Raw genomic sequence first — 16,998 nt, 5'->3', positions numbered from 1 at the left:
ACGCCCAGAACCGGCCCGCATCGGAGGCTAGTGCCGCCGACCGCGGACTGATATCCGCTTTGCGTCCGTTCCGGTGACGTTTAGCGGATATCCAGTCGCCCGGTGACCGGAACCGGCCACAGTGCGTGAGAAATCAGCCCTTCCCGCCCAGTCCGCGCAGGAAGGCGAGTGACGGCATGAAGAAGTAGTCGCCACCCTTCAGCGTCACCGCCTGCGGGAACGGATCCGCGGTCACCGTCTCGGTGCCCGCCCATTCCTTGGTGTAGACCGATTCCGGGCGCGGCCCCTGGCCGATGACCGGATCGAGGCCGGGCGGCTTGACCCCGTCGGCGGGAATCGGGAACGACGGGTTGTTCGCCCAGACCGACTGGGTGAACTCGAACTGGTCACCCAGTGCCGAATTGAACGCCATGAACAGCAGGCCGACCCCGCCGCTCGGCCGGGCCGACGGCGGCAGGTCGGCGTTCGGGTCGTCGGCCCGTTCGCCGTAGGGCACACCCCGCCGCGCCATCAGGTGCAGGCGCTCCAGCGGCGGCTCCTCGGCGCCGCCGCTGCCCCGCGGGTTCGTCTTCCGGATATGCGCCTGGAAGGGGCATTTCGCGCCGGCGGCGTCACTCTGGTAGTCGAAGTTGTTCGGTACCGGGCTTTCCACTCCGTCTTCCCGTTGCGCGGTCAGCGGTGTGCCGTCCTCGAACCGGCCGACGATCATCGCACCCGCACGTTCCCGATCGTCACCGACCAGACCCAGCTGATCCGCCAACGCCTCCTCGGCCTGCTTGAATCGCCGCACATTCTGTTCCAGTTTGCGGAAAACGAAGTAGCTGCCGAAATGCACGGCGGGATCGGGGGCCGAGTGATCCGGGACGAGTACCTGGCTCAGCGGAGCGGCCGGGTCCCAGGTGGTGATGCCGTCCGTCTCGGACTTTTCCTCGCGGAGGTCTTCCACCAGGAAGAGCGGCTGGCTCCGGCCGTCGACGTACCCGAAATGTTCGATCCCTTCGCCATGGGCGTTCACCCGGCCGAGTCCGGTTTCCTCCGCGACAACGGAAACGGTCGGCGGAATCAGCGCGAGAACCTCGTTCCGGCGCGCGGTCATCGGAGCGTCGGCACCGTCGCCGATGATGACGACGGCGTGGATGTCGTGGTGGTATCCGCCGTCGAACGTGGAGCGAGGCGGGTCGTTCAGCTTCTCTCGGGTCTCCTGGTCGCGCATGCCGAGGAGGAAGGATTTGTCTTGCGGCGCGTCGATCTTCAGGAACCGGTAGCCCGCCGCGGTCAGGCCGGTGCCGACGTAGGGCGATCCCTTCACGCCCTCGGCCTTGAAGCGGTCGACCTCCGTCAGATGCGTTTTCGCGGACTTCATCAGCGGGACGAGCGACGTGAGGAACGTTTTCGCGTCCGTCGCCTCCGAAAAACGTAGGAAAAGCGCGGAGAAATGGTCGCGAGCGTGAGCCTTGAGGATGTTCGGCTGAAGTTCGTCGAGCATCTTCGCGGCGTCGCCGGTCGCCTTCTTCCATTCCAAGGGCGCGCTCAGGTCAATGGTCATAGCAAGGAACCCCCTCATCGGATCCCGCTCGACGGCTCCGGCAGGTCTTGCCGGTCCCCGCCGCCGCGCGGGCCTTACCCCTTGCTACAACCGATACCGAAAGCGCGCCGCCCGCACCGGTAAGTGAGCCCTTTCGGCGGTTTCTTCACCCGAAAGAACCAACGATGTGATCACGCCACGCATTTAGTCCTCTCCTTGCGATAGTTGCGCGCGCAACCACCGCAAGGAGAGGACTAAATGCGGTAGTTCGCCGTTGAACTACCGCATTTAGAGGACTAAACGCGCGTCAGGAGATGGGCCGGTCGGTGGGCGCGATCGGCGCGGGCAGCACGTCACGTCCGGTGAGGAACGCGTCGACGCCCGCCGCGGCGGAGCGGCCTTCGGCGATCGCCCACACGATGAGCGATTGGCCGCGACCCATGTCCCCGGCCACGAAGACGTTGTCGACGCTGGTCTTGAACTCCTTGTCGCGGGCGACGTTGCCGCGCTGGTCCAATTCGACGTCGAGCGCCTCCAGCAGGCCTTCCCGCTCCGGGCCGACGAAGCCCATCGCGAGCAGGACCAGCTGTGCCGGGAGTTCCTTCTCGGTACCCGGGACCGGGACGAACTTGCCGCCCTCGTTGCGCACCTCGACCAGCTTCAGCGCGCGGACGCGCCCGTCGGCGTCGGCCAGGAATTCCTGGGTGTTCACCGAGTACAGCCGCTCGCCGCCCTCTTCGTGCGCGGACGAGACGCGGTAGATCATCGGGTACGTCGGCCAGGGATGCGCGTCGGACCGCGCGAGCGGCGGCTTCGGCATGATCTCCAGCTGCGTCACCGACTTGGCGCCCTGCCGGTGCGAGGTCCCGACACAGTCCGCGCCGGTGTCACCGCCGCCGATGACGACGACGTCGAGGCCTTCGGCACTGATCGGCGAGACGTCCAGTTCACCGGCCGCGACCCGGTTGGCCGGCGGCAGGAACTCCATCGCCTGGTGGATGCCGTCGTGCTCGCGGCCCGGGATCGGCAGGTCGCGCCACGCCGTCGCGCCACCGGCGAGGACCACCGCGTCGTACGACGACTTCAGCTCCTCGACGGTGACGTCCACGCCGACGTTCACCGAAGTGCGGAATTCCGTGCCCTCCGCCCGCATCTGCTCGAGACGCCGGTCGAGCCGTCGCTTCTCCATCTTGAACTCGGGGATGCCGTAGCGCAGCAGCCCGCCGATCTTGTCGGCCCGCTCGAAGACCACGACACTGTGGCCCGCGCGCGTGAGCTGCTGCGCCGCGGCGAGTCCCGACGGACCGGATCCGACCACCGCCACCTTCTTGCCGGTGAGCGCCACCGGCTTCTGCGGCGCGACCCAGCCTTCTTCGAAGGCCCGGTCGATGATCGAGATCTCGACCCGCTTGATGGTGACGGGATCGTCGTTGATCCCGAGCACACACGCCGTCTCGCACGGCGCCGGGCAGAGGGTCCCGGTGAACTCCGGGAAATTATTGGTCGCGTGCAGCCGCTCGGCCGCGTCGCGCCAATCGTCGCGCCAGGTCAGCGTGTTCCACTCGGGGATGAGGTTCCCGAGCGGGCAGCCCTGGTGACAGAACGGGATACCGCAGTCCATGCAGCGTCCGGCCTGCTTCTGCAGCTTCGACGTCGCGAAGTCCTCGTACACCTCGCGCCAGTCCATCAGGCGCAGGTCGACGGGACGGCTCTTCGGCGTCTCGCGAGTGGTGGTCAGAAAGCCCTTGGGGTCAGCCATGTGCGGCCTCCATGATCGCCTCGTTCACGTCGCGCCCGTCACGTTCGGCCTTCGCCTGCGCCGCGAGCACCCGCTTGTAGTCCTTCGGCATGACCTTGCCGAACCGTTCGACGGCGGCCTCCCAGTCGGCGAGCAGCGTGCGCGCGACCGCGGACTCCGTTTCGTCGTAATGCTTTTCGAGCGCCTCGCGCAGGAAGTCCACATCGGACGAATCCAGCGGGTCGACGTCGACCATCTCCGGGTTGACCCGGTGCACCGGCAGGTCCAGCACGTAGGAGACACCGCCCGACATACCGGCCGCGAAGTTGCGACCCACCGCGCCGAGTACGACCACGCGGCCACCGGTCATGTATTCGCAACCGTGGTCACCGACGCCTTCGACGACGGCCAGCGCGCCCGAGTTACGCACGCAGAACCGCTCGCCGACCTTGCCGCGGATGAAGATCTCGCCGCTGGTCGCGCCGTAGCCGATCACGTTGCCCGCGATGATGTGCTCTTCGGCGTTGTAGCGCGCCACCTTCGGCGGCCGCACGATGAGCCGTCCACCGGACAGGCCCTTACCGACGTAGTCGTTGCCGTCGCCGTAGAGCCGCAGGGTGATGCCCTTCGGCACGAACGCGCCGAACGACTGACCCGCGGTCCCGGTGAAGGTGACGTCGATCGTGTTGTCCGGCAGGCCTTCGCCGCCCCAGCGCTTGGTGAGCTCGTGACCCAGCATGGTGCCGACGGTGCGGTTCACGTTGCGCACCGGCAGTTCCAGCCGGACCTTGTCGCCGGAGGACAGCGCGCCCTCGGCGAGCTGGATCAGCGTGTTGTCGAGTGCCTTCTCCAGTCCGTGGTCCTGCACCGTCTGCTGGTGACGCCGTCCGGCGGGAGCCATCTCGGGCACGTGGAAGATCGGCGACAGGTCGAGCCCGGCGGCCTTCCAGTGGTCGATCGCCTTGCGCTTGTCGAGCATCTCCGCGTGCCCGACGGCCTCGGCGATGGACCGGAAACCCAGCTCCGCCAGGTACTCCCGGACCTCCTGTGCGATGAACTCGAAGAAGTTCACCACGTACTCGGCCTTGCCGCTGAACTTCTCACGCAGCTTGGGGTTCTGCGTCGCGACGCCGACCGGGCAGGTGTCGAGGTGACACACCCGCATCATGATGCAGCCGGACACCACCAGCGGCGCGGTCGCGAAACCGAACTCCTCCGCGCCGAGCAGCGCGGCGATGACGACGTCGCGGCCGGTCTTGAGCTGGCCGTCGGTCTGCACCACGATCCGGTCGCGCAGCCGGTTGGCCAGCAACGTCTGCTGCGTCTCGGCGAGCCCGAGTTCCCACGGCCCGCCGGCGTGCTTGATCGACGACAGCGGGGAAGCGCCGGTGCCGCCGTCGTGCCCGGAGATGAGCACGACGTCCGCGTGCGCCTTGGACACGCCTGCCGCGACCGTGCCGACGCCGACCTCGGACACGAGCTTCACGTGGATGCGCGCGGCCGGGTTGGCGTTCTTGAGGTCGTGGATCAGCTGGGCGAGATCCTCGATCGAGTAGATGTCGTGGTGCGGCGGCGGCGAGATCAGCCCGACGCCCGCCGTGGAGTGCCGCGTCTTCGCGATCCACGGGTACACCTTCGCGCCGGGCAGCTGGCCGCCCTCGCCGGGCTTCGCGCCCTGCGCCATCTTGATCTGGATGTCGTCGGCGTTGACCAGGTACTCGCTCGTGACGCCGAACCGGCCGCTCGCGACCTGCTTGACCGCGCTGCGGCGTTCGGGGTCGTAGAGCCGCTCCGGATCCTCGCCACCTTCACCGGTGTTCGACTTGCCGCCGAGCCGGTTCATCGCGATGGCCAGCGTCTCGTGCATCTCCGCCGAGATGGACCCGTAGGAGATCGCGCCGGTGGCGAACCGCTTGACGATCTCGGAGACCGGCTCGACCTCCTCGATCGGCACCGCGGGACGCTGTCCGATCTTGAAGTCGAACAGGCCGCGCAGCGTGTACAGCTTCTGCGCCTGGTCGTCGACGGCCTTCGTGTACTCCTTGAAGACCTCGTACTTCCCGGCACGGGTGGAGTGCTGCAGCTTGAACACCGTCTGCGGGTTGAACAGATGTGGTTCGCCCTCGCGGCGCCACTGGTAGTCCGAGCCGGTCTCCAGTTCGCGGTGGTTCGCGCGGAACCCGTCGCGCGGGAACGCCCGGCGGTGCCGCTGCGCGACCTCCAGTGCGAGCGTGTCGAAGCCGACGCCGCCGAGCCGGGAAGTGGTGCCGGTGAAGCAGTTCTGGATCACCTCTTCGCCGAGCCCGACCGCTTCGAAGATCTGCGCGCCGGTGTAGGAGGCCACTGTGGACACTCCCATCTTCGACATCGTCTTGCGGACGCCCTTGCCAAGCGCCTTGATGAGGTTCGCGGTCGCCTGCTTGGCGGTGACGCCGGGGATCAGGCCCTGATCGGCCATCTCCTCGACGGTCGCCATCGCCAGGTACGGGTTCACCGCGGCGACGCCGTAGCCGATCAGCAGCGCGATGTGGTGGACCTCGCGCGCGTCGCCTGCCTCGACGATGAGGCCGACCTGCGTGCGGGTCTTCTCGCGCACCAGGTGGTGGTGCACCGCGCCGGTGAGCAGCAGCGACGGGATACCCGCGTGGTCTTCGTCGATCCCGCGGTCGGACAGCACGATCAGCCGCGCGCCCTCGGCGATGGCCGCGGACACCTCGGCGCGGATCTCGTCGAGCCGCCGGACGAGGGCCTCGCCGCCGCCGTGGACGTCGTAGGTGCCGTGCACGGTGACCGACTGGAACTCCGGCAGGTCGCCGTCGTCGTTGACGTGCACCAGCTTCGCGAACTCGTCGTTGTCCAGCACCGGGAACGGCAGCACGATCCGGCGGCACGACGACGCGTCGCCGCTCAGCAGGTTCGGCTGCGCGCCCAGCTGGGTGCCGAGCGCGGTGACCAGTTCCTCGCGGATCGCGTCCAACGGCGGGTTGGTCACCTGGGCGAAGAGCTGGATGAAGTAGTCGAAGATCAGCCGCGGACGGCTCGACAGCGACGCGATGGGGGAGTCGTTGCCCATCGAGCCGATCGGCTCCGCGCCATTGCGGGCCATCGGTTCGAGCAGGACGTCGAGTTCCTCCTCGGTGTAGCCGAAGGCCTGCTGACGGCGCACGAGCGCGGCGTGCGGCGGGATCTCCCGCTCGCGTTCGGGGAGCCCGTCCAGCGGCAGCAGCCCGTCCTCGACCCATTCGTCGTACGGGTGCGCGGTGGCGAGCTGGTCCTTGATCTCCTCGTCCTCGACGATCCGCCCCGCGGCGGTGTCCACGAGGAACATGCGGCCCGGCTCCAACCGTCCTTTCCGGACGATCGTGGACTGCTCCAGTTCCAGGACGCCGACCTCGCTGGCGAGGACGACGAGGCCGTCCTCGGTGACCCAGTAGCGCGCCGGGCGCAGGCCGTTGCGGTCGAGCACCGCGCCGATCTGGGTGCCGTCGGTGAAGGAGACCAGCGCGGGGCCGTCCCACGGTTCCATCAGCGTCGAGTGGAACTCGTAGAACGCGCGGCGCGCGGGGTCCATCTCCTGGTGGTTCTCCCAGGCCTCCGGGATCATCATCAGCACCGCGTGCGGCAGTGACCGGCCGCCGAGGTGGAGCAGCTCCAGCACCTCGTCGAAGGACGCCGAGTCGCTCGCGCCGCGGGTGATGACGGGGTAGATCCGCTTGAGGTCACCGGGGATCAGGTCGGATTCGAGCAGCGCCTCGCGTGCGTCCATCCAGTTCCGGTTGCCACGCAGGGTGTTGATCTCGCCGTTGTGGGCGACGTACCGGTACGGGTGCGCCAGCGGCCACGACGGGAAGGTGTTGGTGGAGAAGCGGGAGTGCACCAGGCCGATGGCGCTGGTGACGCGCTCGTCGGTGAGGTCGTCGAAGAACTTCTCGACCTGCGGCTCGGTGAGCATTCCTTTGTAGACGATCGTGCGCGAGGACAGGCTCGGGAAGTAGACGTCGTCCCCGGCCAGGTCGTGCTCGGCGCGTTTGCGCACCACGAAGGCGGCGCGTTCCAGGGCCAGGCCCTCCAACGCGTCCTGTCCCGCCAGGAACAGCTGGCTGAAATGCGGCATGGTCTCGGCCGCGCCCGTCCCGACGTGTTCCGTGTGGACGGGAAGGTCTCGCCAGCCGAGGACGCGCATGCCTTCTTCGGCGGCGACGCGCTCGATGGTCGTCATCGCCCGGCCGCGGAGGTTTTCGTCCTGCGGAAGGAAAGCCGTGCCGACGGCGTAGGCGCCGGGCTCGGGCAGGTCGAAGTCGACGACCTCGCGATAGAACTCGTCGGGGACCTGGATGAGGATCCCGGCGCCGTCGCCGGTCTCCGGGTCGGCGCCGCGGGCCCCGCGATGTTCCAGGTTCCGCAGCGCGATCAGTGCTTTGGCGACGATGCCGTGATCGCGTTTGCCGGAGAGGTCCGCGACGAACGCGACACCACAGGCGTCATGTTCGAACTCCGGGTCGTACAGGCCTTCGGGGGCCTTGCTGCCCTTGTAGCTGGCATGGTGGGTCACGGCTGGCCGCCTCCCAAGGCGTCGGCGCGACCGGTACCACTCCGTTCGGGTGGTTCGTGCGTGAACCAGTTAACAGAGTGGTCCGGGACCGCGATGGTCAGTCGAGAGGGAACGATCCCGCCCGCGGAAACGGGGGCAGGCCTCGTAAAGCCGCACTGCATTGGGCGGCCGATGCGCATATCGGTACTGCTGTGCACGTGGGTGCCGCCTGGCCGCTGTGGTGAGTGGCTGACGGGTACACGTGTTACTCCCGGGTTCGCCGGTCTTATGACGATAGTGTGAAATCGCTGTTATCGACATACGTCGCTTGGTCGGGGTGGGAAATGCCACGCGGGCGTTGACTTCAAACATCATCTGCCCACTGGCTGGAACGATGTGTCCACTGAGTGGGGCATCAGCGCGCTGACCTGCGTGAACGATCGCTCACGTCACTCTGAAGTGTGACCTGGATCGCGCATTGGAGTGCGTATCGCGGGTGTTGCGGTCACCTGACGTGACCGTCGGATCGCCCGAACGGCAGAGTGATCCGTCTGGTTTGAGAGGCTTGGCTGATGGCGGATCGTTACCTGACCGTGGCGGGCACCGGGGTCCACGAGATCGAAATCCGGCGTTCACGCTTCCTGTGCGCCCTCGCGCCGGTCACCTCGGAAGAGGCCGCCCGTGAGGTGATCGCCGCCCGGAAGAAGGCCGATCCGGCGGCTCGGCACCATTGCCACGCCTTCGTCCTGGGTGCCGACGGTCGGGCCCAGCGCTCCAGTGACGACGGGGAGCCCGCGGGGACGGCGGGCACGCCGATGCTCGAGGTACTCCGGCGCCGGGAGCTGACCGACACCGTCGCGGTGGTGACCCGGTACTTCGGCGGGGTGCTGCTCGGCGCGGGCGGCTTGATCCGCGCGTACGGGCAGGCGGTGTCGGAAGCCGTCGACGTCGTCGGGGTGCGGGAGTATCGGCGGTTGCGGCTGGTGGAGGTCATCGTCGACTACGACCGGGCCGGGCGGCTGGAGAACGACCTCCGCTCGTCGCCCTACCTGCTGCACGCGACCCGCTTCGAGGATGTCGCGCACTTCGACGTCGGCCTCGCGCCGGACCAGGGTGACGCCTTCCACTCCTGGCTGGCGGACCTGACCGGCGGCGAGGCCCTCGCCGAAGATGTCGGCGAGACCTGGCTCCCCACCCGCCGCATTTAGAGGACTAAATGCGGGGCTCCTGATCGCACGGCCCGTCGTGAAGGCCTCCTTCCCTACCCTCAAAGTAGGGAAGGAGGCCATCACGGCGTCCGGGTCGTGGCGTGGGCGCTATCGGTGGTGCTGGTGTGACTGGGGGTGGTAGCGGTCGGTCCGTGAAGGACTCCTTGAGGGACCCAGAGTCCCTCGAAGTTCCCCTCACCCGCCCCGGAACGCTTCCCAGTACATGAAGGCCCCCTTCACTGCGCCTAGCGCAAGGAAGGGGACCATCATGTACTTCACGCGAGCAAGACCGCAGATCACGGAGCTCAAATCCCTTCCCCACCCTCAAAGTGGGGAAGGAGGCCTTCACGGCGTCCGGTTCGTGGCTTGCGATGACGAGGGCTCCCCGCCCGCCGCGTTTAGTCCTCTGAATGCGCCGCGCTTCGGCGCTCGCGCCACTCGTCGAGGGTGATGGCGTACTCGACCTCGCCCTCCTCCGTGCCGGGGATCGGGTCGTCGAAGTCCTCGTGATAGGTCCGGATGTGGCGCATCCCGATCTTCTCCATCACCCGCCGCGACCCGAGGTTCACCGCCATCGTCCCCGCCCAGACCCGCTGGACCCCCAGTTCGGTGAAGCCCTTCTCCAGGAGCGCGAGTGATCCCTCGGTCGCGTATCCCTTGCCCCAAGACGAGCGGTTCAGCCGGTAACCCAGTTCGGGATCGTCCGAGTGATGACCGCGCAGCGGCCGGAAATGGAACCATCCCAGAAAAGTCCCGCCGGCTTTCTCGATCGCCGCCCAGAACCCGTAACCGGGGAAACGCTCGTAGTAACCGAGGAAAGCGGGAAGGTCGTGCTTTTCGATCTCTGCCCGGTCGGCGGGTTTGCCCCCATTGAGGTACCGCATCACTTCGGGGTCGTCGTAGAGCGCGAACAGATTGTCGACGTCGTCGCCGGTGAACTGCCGCAGCAGGAGCCGTTCGGTCTCCAGAAAGACACGCATCGGCAAAGCGTCGCGCCCGGGAACCGTCAGGGCAACCCGTTTTACGCGGCCAGCCCCGGTGTGGTGACCCCCAGTGCCGCCGCTCCCGCCTTGGTGAGCAGGGCGGGGACGCGCTCGCCCCACCGTCCGACCCTGGCGGCCGTCACCAGGCCGAGCCGCGCGAGGCGGTGCGCGGTGTGCTGGTCGCAGCAGGCGAGACCGTCGACGAACAGGTCCGGCTCGCAGCTGCAGCTGATCTCGGCGTGGCCCTCGGCCACGGCTCTCAGGGTGGCCCGCTCGCGATGGTTCAGCTCGGTCCGGGCGTCCATGGCGTGCCTCCTTTCCGTTCCGCTGGTGAACAGTTAAACCCATACCACCGACAGTTTCCGTCTTCTCCGATGCGATTCCTCGGATTTCGGACGTACTTAGGGGCGGTGTGTCGCGTAATCAAGGGTGAACTCCTAGTCGTTGTCACCCGGTATTCGTCGCGGAAGCGGTTCCAGCTCGGTCTTGCGCAGATGCCGGAAAATGATCGAACTCCGGAAGCCGACGATCTCCTTGCGCTTCGACAATCGATCCACCAGAAAGGAGTGGAGCTGATCGACGTCCTGCGCGGCGACGTGGATCAGGAAATCATCGCTGCCGGCGGTGACGAAGACGGAAAGGACCTCCGGCAATTCCGCGACCGAGCGCTGGAAGGAGTCGATCACCTCCCGGCTCAGCGGCCGCACCTGCGCCGAGACCATCGCCTGCACGCCGCGGTTGAGGCTGCGCAGGTCGATGTCCGCGTGATAGCCGCGGATGACGCCGCGTTCCCGCAACAGCCGCGTGCGTTCGAGACAGGTCGACGGCGCGACGCCGACCTTGCGGGCGATGTCGCGGTTCGACTGCCGCGCATCCGCCTGGAGTTCCCGGATGATCGCCGAATCAAGTTCGTCCACGACGCTTCCTTCCCCGAGTCTGCCGAATATCGTTCGCCAGGAGCCCTATAGACCTGGTGATCAGTCTAACTTCAGCGCGAGTAGCCGACTAATTGCGCGGAAGGAAGCAGAATGTCCGTACAGCACTGGGGACACGAAAGCCTCGTCGTCCGGCGAGGCGCCCGCTCCGGGGTCACCACGATGGTCGCCGTGCATTCCCGCACGCTCGGACCCGCCGTCGGGGGATGCCGGTTCAAGGTCTATCCGGGTATCCACGACGCGATCGACGACGTCTTGAGGCTGTCCGCGGCCATGACCCGTAAATGCGCCGTCGCGGGCCTGGACTTCGGCGGCGGCAAGAGCGTCGTCGCGCTGGAGAGGACGCCGACGCCCGCGGAGCGCCGCGACATCCTGCTCGACCACGCCGACCTCATCGCCTCACTCGACGGCGCCTATCGCGCCGGTCCGGACGTCGGCACCGGTCCGGAAGACATGCTCGTGCTGCGTGAGCGGACCCCGTACGCGTTCTGCGTACCGGAGGAGCACGGCGGCACCGGTTCGTCGAGCGGGCCGACCGCGATCGGGGTGCTCGCGGCACTGAGGGCCGGGGCACGGACGGCCTTCGGTGACGCCTCGATGAAAGAACGAAAGGTGGTCATCGGCGGGTACGGTTCGGTCGGCGCGTATCTGGCCACCGAACTGGCCGCACAGGGCGCCGAAGTCACCGTGTCCGATGTGGACGAACGACGGCTCGCTCTCGCTGCGGAACAGGGACTGGGCGTGATCCGGCCGGAGCAGGTGCTCGGTTTCCCCGCCGACGTCCTGATCCCGGCAGCGGTCGGCGGGGTGTTCGACCACGGCACCGCGGTCGCCGCACCGCTCGTCGTCGGCCCGGCCAACAATCAGCTCACCGACGACACGGTGGCGGACGACCTCGCCGCCAGGGGTGTCCTGTGGATCCCGGATTTCGTCGCGAGCGCCGGGGGAGTCCTCTACACACTCGGACGCGAAGCCGAAGCGCTGACCCACGCCGAGGCACTCGCCCGCGTCGAAACCCTGGAGACGACCACGCGCCACCTCCTCGACGCCGCTTCGGCCAACGGCACCAAACCGTTGGCCGAAGCGAACGCACTCGCCGAAGCGCGCCTCACTTCTGGTGCGGCGCCACGTACTCCTTCGCCTCGGGAGCCTCGAACAGCGGCTTGACGTAGCGGACCCCGCCCTCGGCCGACGCGTCCGGTGTCGCCGCGTACACCTGGCGCGTCGCCGGGGTGCCCGCCTTCGAGAAGTCCAGTGCCGCCACCAGATCCTCCGTGCCGGCGGACGTCGTCTGCTTCAGCGCGGCGGCGATACCGTCCCGGGTGAGGTCCTTGTTCTCGCAGGCCTTCTTGAGCACCGCGCCCCACACCTCGCCGACCGCGTAGCCGTAGGGCACGCCGCCGTTCGGGGTCTCCTTGTACGCGGCCTTGTACTTCGAGGCGACGTCCTTGGCCTTCGGGATGTCGGCGGAGAACGGGACGCTGCTGGCGACGATCGTCAGCTTGTCCAGCGCGTTCGCGGCCGGGCTCTTGAGCAGCACCGGGTCGAACGTCGGGTTGTTGCCGAGCACCGGCACGTTCAGCCCGAGCGCCTTGTTCGCCGCGAGCGCGGAACCGGTCTGCGCCGGAGTGGTGGTCAAGACGATGGCCTTCACGCCGCTGCCCTTGAGCCCGGTGATGATGTTGGTGAGGTCGTTGTCGGTCGAGGTCACCTTGACCTCCTTGACCGTCAGATTGTGCTTCTTGGCGTAGAACTGCGAGCCGCGTAAACCGTTCTTGCCGTACTCGCCGTCGATGTAGACGTGCCCGATCGTGTCACCGTCCTTAACCAGCCCCTTCTCCTGGAAATAGGACAGCCCGTCGATGATCTCCAGGTCGTAGGTGGTCCCGACGATCATCACGTACTGGTTGTCGAGCAGCTCCGAAGACCACGACGCGGGCGCGGCGACGGTCTTGTCCGAGGCGATGTTCTGTTTCAGCGCGGCGACCACCGGCGAGCCGAGCAACTGCACGAAGCCGAGCACCTTCGGCTCGATCTGCGGATACAGCGTCTTGGCCGTGTCCGCCTTGTAGCCGTGGTCGACGGTCTCGAGTTTGACCTGGCGCCCGCACGCCCCGCCCGCGGCGTTGAAGTCCTTGGCCCACAACTCGTTGCCCTGCGTGATGCCGAGTCCGAGGTTCTTGAATACCCCGGTCTTGTCGGTCATCACGCCGAGGGTGATCTCCGAGGCGGTCACCCCTTTGCCGGCCTTGACCCCCGAACCGTCCGCCCCCGAGGACCCCGAGTCGCCCGCTTTCGTGCTGCACGCCGAGAGGGCGAGGACCGCCGCCAGCGCGACGGCCGGATATGTGCGCTTCATTTGTCTTGCTCCTCCGGGAGATGAGGTTTCTTCGAGGGGGTGAGACGCCGGGTGATCCGGCGGCCGATCGCGGCGAGACCGCCCGGTTCGAAGAGCACCACGAGGATGATCGCGGCACCGTAGACGAACGAGCTGACCAGGATCGGGGTCAAGGCGCCGTCCCCGGTTCCGGAGAACCAGCCGAGATCGGCGGAGTACAGCGAAAGCACCTGCGGCAGCCCGTTGACGATCAGCGCGCCCACCAGCGCGCCGGGCACCGAGCCGAGTCCCCCGATGATCACCATGGCCAGGAAGGCGATGGAGATGTTGATGCCGTACGTTCCGAATTCGCTCTCGTCTGGTTTGAGGATGTCGAACCACAGCACGGTCATCGCGCCGGCGAGTCCCGCGTACGCCGAGGAAACCGCGAACGCGCCCGCCTTGGCCCTGGTGACGCTGACGCCCATCACGGACGCGGCCGCCTCGTTGTCCCGCACCGCCCGCCACGATCGGCCGACCCGGCTGGAGACCGCCGCTCGGGCGACCACGAACGCGAGCACGGTCAGCAGGAGGAACAGGTACCAGAGCCGTTCCGCCTGCCGGATCGGGACGCCCATCAGCTCGATTTCGGGGCCGCCGTTGGTGAACGGGAAGCCGAACAGGGAGAACGGCTCCGGTGTACGCCCGGTCGACGTCCCGCCGGTGAGCGTCTCGGCGGACTGTCCTAAGTAGAGTCCCAGGAACACCAACGACAGCGACGCGACACCGAGGTAGATCCCGCGCAGCCGTCCCGAAACCGGGGCGAACGCCAGCCCGAGCAGGGCCGCGATGACCACCGCGCCGACCAGCGACAGCCCGGGATCGAGGCCGAGCCCGAACACGCGCTCGTCGTCGGTCGGTCCGGAAAGGACGGTGTACCCGGTCGCGCCCGCCAGCAGGAAGAACGCGTGCGCCAGGGACAACTGCCCGGCCTGCCCGACCAGCAGCGTCAGCCCGATCGCGCCGACGCCGCCGATCATCATGTACTGCCCGGCCTTGAGCCAGGCGGCGTCGAGATAGAGCGGGATCGCGAGCAGGACGACGAGCAGCGCGAGCCAGGCCATCGCCTTGAGCAGCCGTCCCCGAGCGCGTTTCACCGGCGGTGTCGGCGGCGCTGCGGGCGGGGTTTTCACGGCGGTGTCAGACACGGGTGCTCTCCCTCGTCCCGAACAACCCGGACGGCCGCACCACCAGCACCACGAGCATCACCAGGAAGACCGCGCTCTTGGAGAAGTCGAACGACACGTACTGCGCCGAAAGCGCCTCGACGAGCCCGACGACCAGCCCGCCGACCACCGCGCCCGCCGTCGAGTCCAGCCCGCCGAGGATGGCCGCGGGGAACGCCGCGAGCGCGATGGAATGCGTGCCGCGGGACAGTCCCGCGCCCGAGAAGTCCTGCGTGGCGATGAACAGCACCGCGACCCCGGCGAGCACCCCGGCGACCACCCACGCGGTCGCCGTCACCCGGGAACTGCGGATCCCCATCAGCGCGGCGGCCTCGCGGTTCTCGGCCTGCGCCCGCATCGCGACACCCCAGTTCGAGTACTTGAACGCGAGGGTGAACGCGGTGATCAGCACGGCGGCGACCAGCAGCGCGACCAGATGGGTGCGGAACAGGGTGATCCCGCCGATCCGGAACGGCTGCGCGTCCCAGGCGTCGCCGAGGAACGGCAACGTGACGCCGAGGCGCCGGACGATCTCCTCGGTGATGATCACATCGACGCCGATGGTCAGCAACGCCAGGCTGTTCGCGTCCGCGTGCCGCGAACGGGACAGCAGGAACCGTTCCAGCAGCAGCGCGAGCAGCCCGGCCGAAACGATGCCGACCAGCGACGCGCCGGCCCAGCCGAGCGCGTCCCTGGTCACCACGACCAGGTAGCCGCCGAACAGCACGAGCGAGCCGTGCGCGAAGTTGACCACTTCGGTGGCCTTGAAGATGATCACGAAACCCAGCGCCAGCAACGCGAACACCGCGCCCTTGCCGAGTCCGTTCACCACGAGTTGCAGGAAAGTGTTCACGCCGTGGCCTCCGTGCCGAGATATGCCCTGATCACGTCCGGATCCGACTGGACATCGGCCGGTGTGCCGTCGGCGATGCGCTTGCCGAAGTCCAGGACGGTGACCCGGTCCGCGATGCCCATCACCAGCCCCATGTCGTGTTCCACCAGCAGGATCGAGATGCCGAGTTCGTCACGGACGTCGCGGATCGTCCCGGCCAGTTCGGCGGTCTCGGTCGCGTTCATCCCGGCCGCGGGTTCGTCGAGCAGCAGCAGGACCGGTTCGACGGCGAGCGCGCGGGCGAGGTCGACGCGTTTCACCGCGCCGTAGGGCAGGGCCCCGACCGGGAGGTCCACCAGCGCGCCGATGCCGAGGAAGTCGCAGATCTCCTTGACCCGCGCGGAATGCCGCCGTTCCGCCCGGACCGTCCACGGCAGCCGGAGACCACACGCGAGGAAACCGCCCTTGGTCAGCGCGTGCCGTCCGAGCATGACGTTGTCGAGGACGGTCGAGCCGGGGGAGAGCGCGGCGTTCTGGAACGAACGGCCGACGCCGAGCCCGGCCAGCCGATGCGGCGGGAGTCCGGTGAGGACGGTGTCGCCGAGCCGGACGCTGCCGGTGTTCGCCCGGTAGAGCCCACTGATCACGTTGAAGCAACTGGACTTCCCGGCGCCGTTCGGACCGATGAGCGCGTGCAGCGCACCGGAGCCGACGGTGAACGAGACGCCGTCCAGCGCCCGGATCCCGCCGAAGCGCAGGGTCACGTTCTCGAGGTGCAACTCAGGCGGCGTCATCTGGCCCACCTCGACAGGCTCCGGCCCGCGAGCTGCTTGCGGGCGTCTTCGGCCTCGGCTTCGGCGGTGGCCTGCGATTCGGCGTGACCGCCGAGGTAGAGCCGTTGGACGTCCTCGCTCGCGGCGAGCTCGGCCGTGGTGCCGGACAGGGCGACCCGGCCGACCTCGAGGACGATCGCGTGATCGGCCACCCGCAACGCCATCACGGCGTTCTGCTCGACCAGCACCACGGCCGTGCCCTGCTCGTGGATCTCGCGGATGATGGCGCCGATCCGCTCGACGATCTTCGGCGCGAGACCGAGCGAAGGTTCGTCGAGCAGGAGCAGTCGCGGGCCGGACATCAGCGCGCGGCCGATCGCGAGCATCTGCTGCTCGCCGCCGGAAAGCAGGCCGGCGCGCTGCTTGGCGCGTTCGGACAGAACGGGGAACAGCTCGTCGACGCGTTTCCTCGCGGCGGCGCGCTGCCCGGGGGAGCGGGCGCCGATCCCGCCCGCGCGCAGGTTCTCCTCGACCGTCATCCGCGCGAAGACCTGACGGCCTTCCGGGACGCCGACGACACCGAGACCGACGATGCGGGCCGGGTCGAGCCCGGTCAGCGGCTTGTCGTCGTAGCGGACCTCGCCGGCGGAAACCGAGCCCCGGTGCATGCGCAGCGTCCCGGAGATGGTCCGCAGCAGGGTCGACTTCCCGGCGCCGTTGCTGCCGAGGACGGCCAGTACCCCATCAGGTGAAACGTCGAGGTCGACCCCGTGCAGTGCGGCCACCGATCGGCCGTACCGCACCTGAAGATCACGGACACTCAGCAAGCCGCCTCCTCCGTTCGTGTGACGCGAGTCACGATCGGTGGCGGTCATCCTGCGTGGGCACCCTCCGCCGCGTTACCCCCACTTGGAGACCCACCCGGCTACA

At 68.0% G+C, this 16,998-nt stretch carries 13 protein-coding genes; 2 read left to right on the top strand and 11 right to left on the bottom strand.

The annotated features are described in order from the left end of the window. Positions 1-133: 133 nt before the first annotated feature. From ACZ7KI_RS32900 to gltB, 3 genes are all read right to left on the bottom strand, one after another. The gene (locus tag ACZ7KI_RS32900) at positions 134-1,546 is read right to left on the bottom strand and encodes a Dyp-type peroxidase (protein WP_470276931.1); all 1,413 of its coding nucleotides are present in this window, start codon (positions 1,544-1,546) and stop codon (positions 134-136) included. 286 nt (positions 1,547-1,832) lie between these two features. Then, positions 1,833-3,284 (bottom strand): glutamate synthase subunit beta, encoded by a 1,452-nt coding sequence (locus tag ACZ7KI_RS32895; protein WP_470276930.1) that lies wholly within the window; start codon positions 3,282-3,284, stop codon positions 1,833-1,835. Next, positions 3,277-7,815 (bottom strand): glutamate synthase large subunit, encoded by a 4,539-nt coding sequence (gene gltB / locus ACZ7KI_RS32890; RefSeq protein WP_470276929.1) that lies wholly within the window; start codon positions 7,813-7,815, stop codon positions 3,277-3,279. The genes ACZ7KI_RS32895 and gltB overlap by 8 nt, the downstream gene beginning before the upstream one ends. A 551-nt stretch (positions 7,816-8,366) precedes the next feature. Here gltB and ACZ7KI_RS32885 point away from each other — a divergent pair. Next, a complete protein-coding gene (locus tag ACZ7KI_RS32885) occupies positions 8,367-9,002 on the top strand; it encodes a YigZ family protein (RefSeq protein ID WP_470276928.1) in 636 nt (211 codons plus the stop codon). Between the two features lie 398 nt (positions 9,003-9,400). Here the strand turns inward: ACZ7KI_RS32885 and ACZ7KI_RS32880 are convergent, their stop codons facing one another. The 3 genes from ACZ7KI_RS32880 to ACZ7KI_RS32870 all read right to left on the bottom strand — a co-directional run bounded on the left by ACZ7KI_RS32880 (position 9,401) and on the right by ACZ7KI_RS32870 (position 10,902). Next, on the bottom strand, positions 9,401-9,982 hold the full coding sequence (locus ACZ7KI_RS32880; protein WP_470276927.1) for a GNAT family N-acetyltransferase: 582 nt from the start codon (positions 9,980-9,982) through the stop codon (positions 9,401-9,403). A 41-nt stretch (positions 9,983-10,023) separates the two neighbouring features. Further along, positions 10,024-10,290, bottom strand: coding sequence for a hypothetical protein (locus ACZ7KI_RS32875; protein WP_470276926.1), 267 nt, complete (start codon positions 10,288-10,290; stop codon positions 10,024-10,026). A gap of 132 nt (positions 10,291-10,422) precedes the next feature. Further along, positions 10,423-10,902: an Lrp/AsnC family transcriptional regulator gene (locus tag ACZ7KI_RS32870; protein WP_470276925.1), complete on the bottom strand. Its 480-nt coding sequence runs from the start codon at positions 10,900-10,902 to the stop codon at positions 10,423-10,425. Positions 10,903-11,013: 111 nt separating this feature from the next. Between ACZ7KI_RS32870 and ACZ7KI_RS32865 the strand changes: the two genes are divergently transcribed. Next, positions 11,014-12,087 (top strand): Glu/Leu/Phe/Val dehydrogenase dimerization domain-containing protein, encoded by a 1,074-nt coding sequence (locus ACZ7KI_RS32865; protein WP_470276924.1) that lies wholly within the window; start codon positions 11,014-11,016, stop codon positions 12,085-12,087. On the opposite strand, the gene ACZ7KI_RS32860 is transcribed toward ACZ7KI_RS32865, so the two are convergent. Genes ACZ7KI_RS32860 through ACZ7KI_RS32840 form a run of 5 tightly spaced genes read right to left on the bottom strand, consistent with a single transcriptional unit; the run spans position 12,029 to position 16,895 of the window. Then, the gene (locus tag ACZ7KI_RS32860) at positions 12,029-13,279 is read right to left on the bottom strand and encodes an ABC transporter substrate-binding protein (protein ID WP_470276923.1); all 1,251 of its coding nucleotides are present in this window, start codon (positions 13,277-13,279) and stop codon (positions 12,029-12,031) included. The genes ACZ7KI_RS32865 and ACZ7KI_RS32860 overlap by 59 nt on opposite strands. Further along, the gene (locus ACZ7KI_RS32855; protein ID WP_470276922.1) at positions 13,276-14,445 is read right to left on the bottom strand and encodes a branched-chain amino acid ABC transporter permease; all 1,170 of its coding nucleotides are present in this window, start codon (positions 14,443-14,445) and stop codon (positions 13,276-13,278) included. The genes ACZ7KI_RS32860 and ACZ7KI_RS32855 overlap by 4 nt, the downstream gene beginning before the upstream one ends. After that, on the bottom strand, positions 14,438-15,316 hold the full coding sequence (locus ACZ7KI_RS32850; RefSeq protein ID WP_470276921.1) for a branched-chain amino acid ABC transporter permease: 879 nt from the start codon (positions 15,314-15,316) through the stop codon (positions 14,438-14,440). Before ACZ7KI_RS32850 ends, ACZ7KI_RS32855 begins: the two co-directional genes overlap by 8 nt. Beyond that, positions 15,313-16,089: an ABC transporter ATP-binding protein gene (locus ACZ7KI_RS32845; protein ID WP_470276920.1), complete on the bottom strand. Its 777-nt coding sequence runs from the start codon at positions 16,087-16,089 to the stop codon at positions 15,313-15,315. The genes ACZ7KI_RS32850 and ACZ7KI_RS32845 overlap by 4 nt, the downstream gene beginning before the upstream one ends. Continuing rightward, the gene (locus tag ACZ7KI_RS32840; RefSeq protein WP_470276919.1) at positions 16,086-16,895 is read right to left on the bottom strand and encodes an ABC transporter ATP-binding protein; all 810 of its coding nucleotides are present in this window, start codon (positions 16,893-16,895) and stop codon (positions 16,086-16,088) included. The genes ACZ7KI_RS32845 and ACZ7KI_RS32840 overlap by 4 nt, the downstream gene beginning before the upstream one ends. Between the last annotated feature and the right edge of the window lie 103 nt (positions 16,896-16,998).

It is taken from the genome of Amycolatopsis sp. NPDC039088 (assembly GCF_055598845.1).
The sequence above is the reverse complement of the archived record's forward strand: the minus strand, read 5'-3'. Positions and strand labels throughout refer to the sequence as shown.